This is a genomic window from Brenneria sp. L4-2C, assembly GCF_040240335.1.
GTDB lineage: Bacteria > Pseudomonadota > Gammaproteobacteria > Enterobacterales > Enterobacteriaceae > Brenneria.
On record NZ_JBEIAC010000009.1, the window covers coordinates 162,748 to 175,487 of the forward strand.

General features: G+C 51.3%; 11 protein-coding genes. 3 read left to right on the forward strand and 8 right to left on the reverse strand.

Annotation, left to right across the window (positions count from 1 at the left end):
* Nucleotides 1-2: 2 nt before the first annotated feature.
* The 4 genes from nuoC to lrhA all read right to left on the reverse strand — a co-directional run bounded on the left by nuoC (nt 3) and on the right by lrhA (nt 4,583).
* Nucleotides 3-1,802 carry an NADH-quinone oxidoreductase subunit C/D gene (gene nuoC, locus ABRZ26_RS14800; RefSeq protein WP_319604904.1) on the reverse strand — a complete coding sequence of 600 codons (1,800 nt, stop codon included), beginning with the start codon at nt 1,800-1,802 and terminating at the stop codon, nt 3-5.
* A gap of 95 nt (nt 1,803-1,897) precedes the next feature.
* Nucleotides 1,898-2,572, reverse strand: a complete 675-nt coding sequence (locus ABRZ26_RS14805) for a NuoB/complex I 20 kDa subunit family protein (protein ID WP_009112081.1) — start codon at nt 2,570-2,572, stop codon at nt 1,898-1,900.
* Nucleotides 2,573-2,588: 16 nt separating this feature from the next.
* Nucleotides 2,589-3,029, reverse strand: a complete 441-nt coding sequence (locus tag ABRZ26_RS14810) for an NADH-quinone oxidoreductase subunit A (protein ID WP_319604905.1) — start codon at nt 3,027-3,029, stop codon at nt 2,589-2,591.
* 642 nt (nt 3,030-3,671) lie between these two features.
* On the reverse strand, nt 3,672-4,583 hold the full coding sequence (lrhA, locus tag ABRZ26_RS14815; protein ID WP_319604968.1) for a transcriptional regulator LrhA: 912 nt from the start codon (nt 4,581-4,583) through the stop codon (nt 3,672-3,674).
* A 493-nt stretch (nt 4,584-5,076) separates the two neighbouring features.
* Between lrhA and ABRZ26_RS14820 the strand changes: the two genes are divergently transcribed.
* On the forward strand, nt 5,077-6,291 hold the full coding sequence (locus ABRZ26_RS14820) for a pyridoxal phosphate-dependent aminotransferase (RefSeq protein WP_319604906.1): 1,215 nt from the start codon (nt 5,077-5,079) through the stop codon (nt 6,289-6,291).
* A 128-nt stretch (nt 6,292-6,419) separates the two neighbouring features.
* A complete protein-coding gene (gene yfbR, locus ABRZ26_RS14825) occupies nt 6,420-7,019 on the forward strand; it encodes a 5'-deoxynucleotidase (RefSeq protein ID WP_319604907.1) in 600 nt (199 codons plus the stop codon).
* 18 nt (nt 7,020-7,037) lie between these two features.
* Here the strand turns inward: yfbR and ABRZ26_RS14830 are convergent, their stop codons facing one another.
* From ABRZ26_RS14830 to yfbV, 4 genes are all read right to left on the reverse strand, one after another.
* Nucleotides 7,038-8,870: an SLC13 family permease gene (locus tag ABRZ26_RS14830; RefSeq protein ID WP_319604908.1), complete on the reverse strand. Its 1,833-nt coding sequence runs from the start codon at nt 8,868-8,870 to the stop codon at nt 7,038-7,040.
* Nucleotides 8,871-9,136: 266 nt separating this feature from the next.
* Nucleotides 9,137-9,796, reverse strand: coding sequence for a sugar phosphatase (locus tag ABRZ26_RS14835; RefSeq protein WP_319604909.1), 660 nt, complete (start codon nt 9,794-9,796; stop codon nt 9,137-9,139).
* Between the two features lie 21 nt (nt 9,797-9,817).
* Nucleotides 9,818-10,312, reverse strand: a complete 495-nt coding sequence (locus tag ABRZ26_RS14840) for a YfbU family protein (protein WP_319604910.1) — start codon at nt 10,310-10,312, stop codon at nt 9,818-9,820.
* Nucleotides 10,313-10,579: 267 nt separating this feature from the next.
* A complete protein-coding gene (gene yfbV / locus ABRZ26_RS14845) occupies nt 10,580-11,035 on the reverse strand; it encodes a terminus macrodomain insulation protein YfbV (RefSeq protein WP_319604911.1) in 456 nt (151 codons plus the stop codon).
* A 427-nt stretch (nt 11,036-11,462) separates the two neighbouring features.
* On the opposite strand from yfbV, the gene ackA reads away from it, so the two are divergent.
* Nucleotides 11,463-12,665 (forward strand): acetate kinase, encoded by a 1,203-nt coding sequence (gene ackA, locus ABRZ26_RS14850; RefSeq protein ID WP_319604912.1) that lies wholly within the window; start codon nt 11,463-11,465, stop codon nt 12,663-12,665.
* Nucleotides 12,666-12,740: the final 75 nt, after the last annotated feature.

Consider the following 12,740-nt stretch of genomic DNA (forward strand, 5'->3'; position numbering starts at 1 on the left):
AATTAGCGGTCCACATCAGACATGACAAAATCGATACTGCCGAGGTACACGATCAGGTCGGAGACCAGACATCCGCGGATGACGGACGGAATCTGCTGCAAGTGTGCGTAACTCGGCGTGCGAATACGTGTACGGTAGCTCATCGTGCCACCATCACTGGTCAGGTAATAACTGTTGATACCCTTGGTTGCCTCAATCATCTGGAATGATTCGTTGGCGGGCATTACCGGTCCCCAGGAAACCTGGAGGAAGTGGTTAATCAGGGTATCAATGTGCTGCAAGGTGCGTTCTTTCGGCGGCGGCGTGGTCAGCGGATGATCGGCTTTGAACGGCCCGGCCGGCATATTCTTCAGACACTGTTCCAGAATACGCAGGCTCTGACGCAGTTCTTCAACTTTCAACATCACGCGGCTGTAACAATCGCTGATGCCGTCGCCGAGCGGCACTTCAAAGTCAAAGTTTTCATAACCGGAATACGGACGCTGTTTGCGCACGTCGAAATTGACGCCGGTTGCCCGCAAACCGGCCCCTGTGACTCCCCACTCCAGCGCCTCTTTCGCATTGTAGCCGGCAACGCCCTGAGTACGACCTTTCAGGATGCTGTTCTCCAAAGCGGCTTTGACATAAGTGTCCAGACGAGACGGCATCCAGTCGAGGAATTCGCGCAGCAGACGCTCCCAGCCGCGCGGCAAATCATGCGCCACGCCGCCGATACGGAACCAGGCCGGGTGCATACGGAACCCGGTGATGGCTTCGATCAGATCGTAAATTTTCTGACGATCGGTGAACAGGAAGAAGATCGGCGTCATCGCGCCGACGTCCTGGATGTACGTCCCGATATACAGCAGGTGGCTATTAATGCGGAACAGTTCTGACAGCATGACGCGGATCGTCTTGACGCGATCCGGCACCTCGATACCCGCCAGTTTCTCAACGGCCAGTACATAAGGCATCTCATTAACGCAGCCGCCCAGATACTCGACGCGGTCGGTATAAGGAATATAGCTATGCCAGGACTGACGCTCCCCCATTTTTTCCGCGCCGCGGTGGTGGTAGCCCACATCCGGCACGCAGTCGAGTATTTCTTCACCGTCCAATTGCAGGATCAGACGGAAAGCGCCGTGCGACGACGGGTGGTTCGGCCCCATGTTAAGAAACATGAAGTCCTCGTTTTCGGTGCCGCGCTTCATGCCCCAGTCTTCAGGCTTAAACGTCAGCGACTCCATTTCCAGATCTTCTTTCTGCTTGGTCAGCACAAAGGGATCGAATTCGGTGGCGCGCGCCGGATAGTCTTTGCGTAACGGATGGCCTTCCCAGGTCAGCGGCATCATGATGCGCGTCAAATGCGGGTGGCCGTCAAAGGTCATGCCGAACATTTCCCAGGTTTCCCGCTCATACCAGTTGGCATTAGGGAACAAGTTGGTCATGGTCGGCAGATGCATGTCGTTTTCGGCCAGCGCGACTTTCAGCATGATGTCGCGATTGCGCTCGATGGAAATCAGATGGTAAAAAACGGAAAAATCAGCGGCCGGCAAGCCTTCGCGATGGGTGCGCAAACGTTCGTCCATGCCGTGCAAATCAAACAGCATCACATAAGGCTTCGGCTGTTTTTTCAGGAAAGACACCACTTCCAGTAATTGCTCGCGCTTGACCCACACGACGGGAACCCCGGTACGCGTGGCCTGCACAGTAAAAGAGTCGGGCCCAAAACGGTTACACAGTTCGCCAACCACCGGATCATCAAGATGATCGCGAGTTTGCCAGGCAGGCATAGCGAGATCGTGCGTCGTTAAATCTGTCATAAATATGTCACCACATTAAATGTGCTATTTCTATCTGAATAAGGCCGCACCTATTATCGTGATATTACGCGACCGCCATATTCATCATTCGCAGGTCAAATCTCATCGGGCGAACGCAAGTTGGTCACCGCGATACGCTCACCGCGCTTACGTTCCCGTTCAGACTGCATATTGGCGCGATAAACGCCCTGCTCTCCCACCGTCCATGACAGCGGGCGACGCTCTTTACCGATGGATTCCTGTAATAGCAACAGCGCTTGCATATAGGCTTCAGGTCGGGGCGGACAGCCAGGAATATAGACGTCAACCGGGAGGAATTTATCAACGCCCTGCACAACGGAGTAAATGTCGTACATCCCGCCGGAGTTCGCGCAAGCCCCCATGGAGATCACCCACTTCGGCTCAAGCATTTGTTCATACAGACGCTGGATGACCGGCGCCATTTTGGTAAACACCGTACCGGCAACAACCATAAAGTCCGCCTGACGAGGCGAGGCGCGAATAACTTCGGACCCGAAACGAGCAACGTCGTGTACCGCAGTAAACGAGGTCGTCATTTCCACGTAACAACAGGAAAGGCCGAAGTTATATGGCCAAAGCGAGTTTTTACGACCCCAGTTCACGGTATCGTGAAGCGCATGCTCCAGCTTGCCCATATAAACGCTGCGGTGAACATGCTGCTCCAGAGGGTCGGAAACGATCTCCTGGCGTTGCAGGGGATAACGGTCATTCTCACCGTCCGGCTCTATGCGGGTGAGCGTATAGTCCATCTTAAATGCCTCGCTGTTACTGCTGATGATTGTTGGTAATGTTTACGATGTCTGATTTAACGACCTGTCTCTTGGAACGCGCGGGGATCCAATCCAGAGCGCCGATTCGAACCAGATAGATCAAACCAGCCAGCAACACGAAAATGAAAATGGCTGCTTCGATAAAGCCAATCCAGCCGCTCTCTCTGATAGAGACGGACCAGGCGTAGAGATATAAGGCTTCAACATCGAAAATGACGAAAAACATGGCGACCAGATAAAATTTGGCGGACAGCCGCATACGCGCTGAACCTACCGCATCGATTCCTGATTCATAAGGTACGTTTTTGGCTCTGGCTTTTGCCCTGCCGCCAAGCAAAAAACCACCGGTCAGCATGAAGATACACAGGCCAACGGCAATAATAACGAATAACGCAAATGCCCAATGATGGGCGAGGATTTCTGTAGTTGTTGACATACTCGTTGCTTACTCATCAAAAGTGGTTAGTAACATCTGCTCTTTTTCGGCAGCTAAGCACCACATCGATTAAAAGGAAGGATAAAAGACCACACAAAACGCACGGAAACGTGTCAGGTCAACGGGCATTAGATGGTCGAGCCCCTAATTCTGTAACCTTTTTTCAACCTTACTAAAGGTAACAGTATATCAGTTTACATGCACACAGTTTTGTTAACACTCACATTCCTGTTTTCCGCTTAATCGAGTCAGTGATTATTATTTGTTAACAAAGCACGATCACGGCCAGCTCAGGTTTACCAAGCCACTATACCATTTTCGAAAGGATTGCTTGTTCACCCATAGTGTTATTAAGGGCATTTTTTGATCCGCGGCACATTTTTGCTAATTTAGTTAGTAAAAAAACTGATGAGAACAATTTTTGAGCCAATGGAAAATTATTGAGGCATGCGTTAAAAAAAAAGAACCCGCGTTTCATAAAAAATCAGGGGATTTTAAAATTTTCTACCGCGTAGGCAAATAAAGGAAAGAGAGTGCAATATGGGTAAATATCCTGTGCCGACAACCACGTTATCAGCGAGCTGACCGCCATTATTCGGGACACGTCCTTTTGACCCGAACAATGTCTGACCTGTTATACAATTACATCACGTCCTTTAACGAGGCGTCCATTACCGGCACATAAGATTTATTGCCTGAGCCGATCACGTTAAAAATCGCCGTTGCCAACTCATTTTCATGATGCGGATTTTTGCACAGGAAGTAGCGGGTTTCCGGCAGTCTGGGTAACCCATCCTCTTCGCCCAGCACCCTTAATCCCGGACTCATCATCTCAACCGAACGTACGGTCACGCCCAAACCTGCTTTAACGGCGGCGCGAACCGCCGACAGCGTGGATGCGACATAGGCGATTCTCCATGGGATCCCCATTGCATTCAGATACTCCAGCGCCAATGTCCGAAAAGGACTGGGGTCATCCAAAACAACTAGCGAAACGGGTTCTTCCGGTCTGAATTGATAATCAGCGGCGCAATACCACAGCGTCGGAGACGTCCGTAATAAGACGTGGGGAAATTCCATACTGTGCATTGTGGTAATCACCAGATCAATTTTCCCCTGATGTAGCATATCCAACATTTCCGCGCTGCGCTTCACGCTCACGTCGATTGATAATTTAGGGAAGATAGATGTTACCCGGTGTAAAATATAAGGAAGAATGGTATCAGCAGTATCATCGGAAGCGCCGATGGTCAGTGCGCCCTGAATATCACTGAACATTAATGAGGTACAGGCCTCGTCATTGAACTGTAATATTTTTCTCGCATAGCCAAGAAACTGAATACCGTGTTCGGTCAAAAGCTTATTGCGCCCATGACGGGCGAAAAGCTCCTTTCCGATGAGTTGCTCTAAACGTTGCATCTGCTGACTGACGGCCGATTGCGTCCGACGTACAGCAACAGCAGCGGCTGCAAAAGTGTTCAAATCTGCAACAGCGACAAACGTTCTTAATAGATCAAGATCGAGATTTATTACTGGTCGATTTGCGTTGGTCATACGATTCATCACTTATCTATTTTAATTTTTAACAAAAACAATCCTGGTGTTTTATTACATGTAATGGTAACAACCCATACATTTTAAAGACACTATCGCAGACGCACCATAAGGGCAAAAAAATACTTATATTTCGTTACCACAATCGCCTTTTCAATTGATGAGTTGTCATTGTTTTAAATGCCTTACCTCCTTGAATTCTTAATCAGATAACGTCGTCTTTCTTTTTTCATTCTGTAAAATAAATGCTACCAATCTTTAAATAACCGCATGTATTTTCATAATGAAAAATGTTCCGACCGACATAAAAGCGAACCCGCCGTCTACAGTATCGCACCATCGGATTAGTACACAACCATATAGTGCATAAGCGGAATAATTTGCAGAGAAAGCGATAATCATTCTTCAAAAGGTACTACAGGAGGAGTACATTGAGCAGGTTATGCTATTCCACACAGGAATGCGCTTTTCCCGCAAAAGGTTCGTGATATTTATGTCCCCGATTGAAAAATCCAAGAAGCTGGAGAACGTTTGTTATGACATCCGCGGCCCAGTTCTGAAGGAAGCCAAACGTCTTGAAGAAGAAGGTAATAAAGTACTTAAGCTGAATATTGGCAATCCTGCGCCCTTTGGTTTTGACGCGCCCGACGAAATTCTGGTCGATGTGATCCGCAATTTACCGACGGCACAGGGCTACTGCGACTCCAAAGGCCTGTATTCCGCGCGCAAAGCCATCGTCCAGCACTATCAGGCCAGAGAGATGCGTGATATGACGGTCGAAGATGTGTACATCGGCAACGGGGTCTCTGAGCTGATTGTGCAATCTATGCAGGCTTTGCTGAATACAGGCGACGAAATGCTGGTTCCGGCGCCGGACTATCCGCTATGGACCGCCGCCGTATCGCTTTCTAATGGCAATGCCGTACATTATCTCTGTGACGAAACATCAGACTGGTTTCCCGATCTGGATGACATTCGTAAAAAAATTACGCCCCGTACTCGCGGCATTGTGATTATCAACCCCAATAATCCCACTGGGGCGGTGTATAGCAAAGCGCTGCTGCTGGAGATCGTGGCTATCGCCCGCGAGCATAACCTGATTATTTTCGCCGATGAGATCTACGACAAAATCCTGTATGACGACGCGCAGCACCACTCCATCGCCGCCCTGGCGCCGGATTTGCTGACCGTAACGTTTAACGGTTTATCAAAAACCTATCGCGTCGCCGGTTTTCGTCAGGGCTGGATGGTGTTGAACGGGCCGAAAAAGCACGCTAAAGGCTATATTGAAGGCTTGGAAATGCTGGCATCCATGCGTTTATGCGCTAACGTGCCGATGCAGCATGCCATTCAGACGGCCATCGGCGGCTATCAAAGCATCAGCGAATTCATCCAACCGGGCGGACGCTTATATGAACAGCGCAACCGAGCCTGGGAGTTGATCAACCAGATCCCCGGCGTATCCTGTGTAAAACCTCAGGGCGCGCTTTACATGTTCCCGCGCATTGATGCCAAGCACTTTAATATTCACGACGACCAGAAACTGGTGCTGGATCTGCTTTTGCAGGAAAAAGTCTTGCTGGTTCAGGGAACGGCATTTAACTGGCCCTATCCGGATCATGTTCGCATCGTCACCCTGCCCCGCGTTGACGAACTGGATATGGCGGTACACAAACTAGGGCGTTTCCTGCAACACTACCGCCAATAACGCGGTCCCCCTCCCGACGCCGGGTCGCGGTTATCGCGCCCGGCGCCGCGAGGTTGCCGGATGGTTTGCATAATCCCCATCCAGTGACCACAATAGATTCCCATCGTGCTGTTGTCTGAGAGATTGCCATGAATCAGAGTCACTTTTTTGCCCATTTATCCCGTCTGAAACTCATCAACCGTTGGCCGCTGATGCGTAACGTGCGAACGGAGAATGTATCAGAGCACAGTCTACAGGTCGCTTTCGTCGCCCATGCGCTGGCGGTGATTAAAAACCGTAAGTTCAATGGCAGCGTCAATGCCGAACGTATCGCCCTGCTGGCGATGTATCACGATGCCAGCGAAGTGCTGACGGGAGATATGCCAACGCCGATCAAGTATTACAACGCGCAAATCGCTCACGAGTATAAAAAGATCGAATCGATTGCCCGACAGAAATTGATCGATATGCTGCCGACGGAGTTGCAGCAGGACTATCAATCGTTGCTGGATGAACAGCATATGAGTGAAGAAGAACGGGCGATCGTCAAACAAGCCGATGCGCTGTGCGCCTATTTGAAATGCCTGGAGGAGTTGTCGGCGGGCAATACGGAATTTACGCTGGCGAAAGCCCGGTTGGAAAAAACATTACAGCAGCGCCAAAGCCCGGAGATGGACTACTTTATGACCGTATTCATCCCAAGCTTTAGCTTATCGCTGGACGAAATCAGCCAGGACTCGCCGCTGTAATGACGCGCTAGCGCCGGATCAGAACGGATAAATCCACGGCACCATCATCACGCTGATGACCATAACCAGTATGGTGAACGGCACGCCGATCCGCAAAAAGTCGCCAAACTTATACCCTCCCGGCGCCAGCACCAGCGTATTAACCGGTGATGAAACGGGCGTCATAAAGGCCGCGGAAGCCGCCACCGCGATGATCATCGCAAAGGGATAAGGCGATACCCCCATCTGATTCGCCGCGGCAACGGCAATGGGCGCCATCAGCACCGCCGTCGCGGTATTGGAGATAAACAAGCCGATGACGGCGCACAGGATAAACAGGCACACCAACATCACATGCGGCCCGGAGCCTCCGGCGATATCCATCAGCCCATCAACAATCAGCGTGACGCCGCCCGTTTTCTGTAACGCCAGCGCGAATGGCATCATTCCTACAATCAGGATGATACTGGGCCAGTGAATCGATCGGTAGGCGCTTTCCATATCAATGCAGCGGAACTTGCCCATTAACAAGCAAGCGATCAGCGCCGCAATCGCATTAGGGATTTCATCCGTCAGCATCATCGCGACCATCAACGCCAGACAGAACAGCGCATGAGGCGCCTGACTGATGGCCGGCGCCACGTCATCCACCTCGGCAGGCAGATTCAGCAACAGAAAGTCGTTTTTCTGCATATGCAATTGCCGGATCATCCGCCAGTCACCGATCACCAGCAGAATGTCGCCCAACTGAAGGGGTTCGTCGGCCAGAATCCCCTCCATCGCTTCGCCATTACGGCGGATCCCCACCACGGTCAGACCATAGCGGCTGCGAAAGCCCACGTCATAAAGGGTTTTCCCTAACAGTTCGGAGTCTGGAATTAAAGAGACTTCCGCCATCCCTACGTCACGCGCCTGCTCGGAAAAATACTCGCCGCGCAGTACCATCGGCTCCAGACGTTGGGATGTGCAAAATTCACGTAAATCGACTTCGGAGGTCGACATATCAATCAGCAGAACATCATTCAGGCGCAGTTCCGTATTTCCCGCCACGCTGACCATGACGCGCCGAAATTTACGCCAGCGTTCGATCCCGACGATATTCGCGCCATACCGCTGACGCAACCGCAGATCGTCAAGCCGATGGCCAATAAAGGGAGAGCCGGGGCGAATCGCCAAACGTCGCGCCCGACCCGTTAGTTTGTAGTCCCGAATCAGGTCGCGGAATGTTTTTCTTTTCCAGGTATCTTTTGCCGCTTCCGCCGTCGCGCCGCCAAGCCAGTAGCGAGCCACCATCATATAAGCGACGCCGACCAGCAATACGACAACGCCAATGGGCGTCATACTAAAAAAACCGAATCCTTCAATGCCTTCCCGCATCAGTTCGCTGCTCACCACCATATTGGGCGGCGTGGCCACCAGCGTCATCATCCCGCTGATTAGCCCGGCAAAACTCAGCGGCATCAATAATCGCGCCGCGGATGTCTTCATGCGGGCCGAAACGCTAAGCACGACCGGAATAAAGATCGCGACCACGCCGGTCGAACTCATGAATGCCCCCAGCAGCGCGACGGTGACCATCAGCAGCACCAGCATTTTTAATTCACTTTTGCCGGCCGCCCGCACCAGCCAGTCGCCGACCTGATAGGCCACGCCGGTCCGAACCAGACCTTCACCAATAATAAACAGGGCGGCAATCAGAATAACGTTGGGATCGCTGAAACCGACCAATGCCTCGGATAACGACAATGTTCCGCTCAGAACAAACGCAATAATGACCAGCAGTGCAACAACATCCATGCGCAATTTATTGGTGGTAAACAACACAATGGCGATCAGCAACAGGGATAAAACCCAGAGAAGTTCGCTATTCAAAACGGTTCCCCTGACGGAAAGAGAGTCATTGATAGGTTCTTATGTCTTAGCAAATACAGACGCATGTTTTAGCGTAGCGCTGCTGCGGCCCGCTAGGGTGGCAGACAGGGATAGTCTGCCATAAAAAAATGCAGGAGCATTTTTCAACGCAGCCCCGCTGCGGCCCGCGTAGGGTGGCAGACAGGGATAGTCTGCCATAAAAAAACCTCGCGGACGCGAGGTTTGATCATATTTAGTCGCGCTTTTATCAATAAGTTAGGCAGATATCACGCTTGATTAAAAACGATACAGCCGCTATCGGGAGAGGCTTCTATCCGCAATTGTTCCAGCGAATCCAAAACCAGGTCAACCTGATCCAGCTTCGGCGTATCCGCCGGCGCTCTGACCGCGATAACCTGGCACCCTGCCGCCAGCCCGGATAACACCCCGGCCGGCGCATCTTCAACGACGACGCAATCCTCCGGCTTCAAACCCAGACGCTGCGCGCCCAATAAATAGGCGTCCGGATTCGGTTTACCCCGCGCCACCTGCTCCGCGGTAATAAAGACTTTTGGCATCGGCAATTCGCCCGCCCGGTGACGAGCGCTGGCGATAGGCACGGAACCGGAAGTGACTATCGCCCAGGGAATACCTAACGCATCCAGCCGGGCCAGCAACGCGTTAGCGCCGGGCATGGCGACAACGCCCTGCGTATCCGTCGCTTCTATTTTTTCCAGTTCGTCGAATTCCCGCTGAATGGTTTCCTCGCTCTCGCCTTTCAGGAAATGGCGCAGCGAAGTTATCGCCTGTTTGCCATGAATAAAATCGCAAACCTCCTGGGGTTCGATACCATGCTCTTTCGCCCAGAAACGCCAGGATCGCTCCACGGCCGGCAATGAATCAACCAACGTGCCATCCAAATCGAACAGAAAACCTTTACACTTCACAGAACGCCCCTTTGCAATCATTCAGGCATTAATAATTTGTGCAATCTCGACTGCACTCAAGTGATATTGGCGCGGGCAGGACTGCCAGATAGCCAACATTCTGCCATATTTATCCCACATTTTAGTCTGGGCGTTAAAACCATGCGTTCCGGCATCGAAATGCGGGTAACGCCCTTCGACATGCACCATGAAGCGGACAAACCCAAGATAACGGGCTTCCGTGGCGGCATCAAAGCCCAAAAAGGCCAGACGACGCTCATCAATCCCCTGTTTATCCTTCAGATTGCCCCACGACACCTGCAACGCATGGTGCATTTCCATGATATTGATAATCGTGCGGCAGACTTCCTCGCTCAAATCACCAAACTCGCGGTCCAGCTCCCGCATCTGTAAACCATAGCCGCGTTCGATGATGGTTTGCAGCCGGCGATAGCGTTCAGCATTCTCCGGATCAAGCATCGTCATCATTTTATATTGGTTTGAAAGGATCAATCTTTGGGCATTTGTCATTTCCATCTTGCTCTCCTGAACCTCATTCCGGCATGCCGTTAATTACAACGATTTACTTAATCTTTCAATTTGCAGGCGCCTTGACCGGACAAATTCATTCCCGACGAATTTGTCGCTCGCTTGCCGTCTGACCGCATATTGAAATCGATTGGGGGATTTTGAAAAAAGCATCGCATACTACATCGTATCGAGGTAGCGTCAGCACCCGATTTTTTGATTTGAAACAGCAGGAAAGAGAAAATAGCATTCCGTCCGCCGTCCGTCTGATGAAGATCACAGATCGTCCAGAAACGTTTTATCGAGCTGTTTAAACGCACGTTTCAGCACATCCGCCAGCGTTTGATAAGTCGGCGCGTCTTCCAGCGGAGCCAGCGCCAGACCGGATTCAATCAGCTTGTGACGGATATCATGAAACCACTGTAATAACGTGGGCGGCAGCGGCGTAACCGAACGGCGTCCTAGCCACCATAGCCCTTGCATCGGCAGGCTACAGGCGAAGAGCGCGGTGGCGATGGCCGGTCCAAGCTGCCCGCCGAGGGCAATCTGCCACGTCAGGGTAAACACCGCCAGCGGGGGCATAAACCGGATGGCGAACTGAGTGGCGCGCGCCACCCGGTTCTCAGGGAAGACCGGAGCAAGGCGTTTATCCGCAGGCCAGGTTTTCATGTAATGCTGCCCACGCTGGAGTAACTGTAGCCAACTCATTCGACCGCTAGGCTTTGTTGCCATGGGCGCACCTCAACTTTACAGATAAAAAATAAAAACTTCGCACAAATCAACAACTCATTTTGACAATGTTAAAATATATTTTGTGTTTGCCGTACGCTATCGGTATTCTAGATCGGCCTTTTAGCCGCCTTATTTACAGATGCAGCATGGCTATGCGCAGAGATACCTTTCCTGCGAAACACATTTTGTATACAGCCATCAGCGGTATGATTCGTTGCGCCTGGACTGTAGGCCGCATAAGGCTTGTATCCTGTTATTATACTGTAAATACGGTATAACATACTTGGTGAAATTGGCGCTTTTTTCACCTTCATATCAGGTGTATCACACCAGGGTGTGATTTTAATCATAAATGCCAACCACGAGATAAGATACGCTATCCTCCGTTTGGCATTTTTTTAACCATATATAACAAGTAGGTACTTCCATGTCGAGTAAGTTAGTACTGGTTCTTAACTGTGGTAGTTCATCCCTGAAGTTTGCCATCATCGATGCGATTAACGGGGAGGAATACCTGTCAGGTCTGGCCGAGTGTTTCCATCTTCCTGAAGCCCGTATCAAATGGAAAATCGACGGTGGTAAACAAGAAGCCGCACTGGGTGCTGGCGCTGCTCACAGCGAGGCGCTGAACTTCATCGTTAATACCATTCTTTCCCAGAAACCGGATCTGTCCGCTCAGTTGGTCGCCATTGGCCATCGTATCGTCCACGGCGGCGAGAAATTCACTCAGTCCGCGGTTATCAACGATGGCGTTTTGCAGGGTATCAAAGATGCCGTACCTTTTGCACCACTGCATAACCCGGCTCACCTGATCGGTATCGCCGAGGCGTTGAAATCATTCCCTAAACTGGCTGATAAAAACGTGGCTGTATTTGATACCGCCTTCCATCAGACCATGCCGGAAGAATCCTACCTTTATGCGCTGCCGTACAAACTGTATAAAGACCATCATATCCGCCGCTATGGCGCGCACGGCACCAGCCACTACTATGTTACCCAACGCGCGGCTGAAGCGCTGAACAAACCGGTAGAAGAACTTAACGTAATTACCTGCCACCTGGGTAACGGCGGTTCTGTGACTGCGGTACGTAACGGCAAATGCGTTGATACCTCCATGGGTCTGACCCCGCTGGAAGGTCTGGTGATGGGAACGCGCAGCGGCGATATCGATCCGGCGATCGTTTTCCACCTGCATGACTCGCTGGGCATGAGCGTAGAGCAAATCAACAAACTGCTGACGAAAGAATCCGGTCTGCTGGGTCTGACGGAAGTCACCAGCGATTGCCGCTACGTTGAAGAAAACTATACGACCAAAGAAGACGCGAAACGCGCAATGGACGTATTCTGCCACCGTCTGGCCAAGTATATCGGCGCATACAGCGCACTGATGGAAGGCCGTCTGGATGCGATTGTCTTCACCGGCGGTATTGGTGAAAACGCCGCAATGGTCCGTGAACTGACGATGAACAAACTGGGCCTGCTGGGCTTTGAAGTCGATCACGAGCGTAACCTGGCCGCTCGCTTCGGCAATAGCGGCAACATCGCCAAAGATGGCAGCCGTCCGGCGCTGGTTATTCCAACCAACGAAGAGTTGGTTATCGCACAAGACGCCCTCCGTCTGACTGCGTAAAAAATGAATCCCGACTCCGTCAGCTTAGGCTGACGGAGTTGTTTTTGACCAACGAGCAACCGTAAAGAGGTTTAG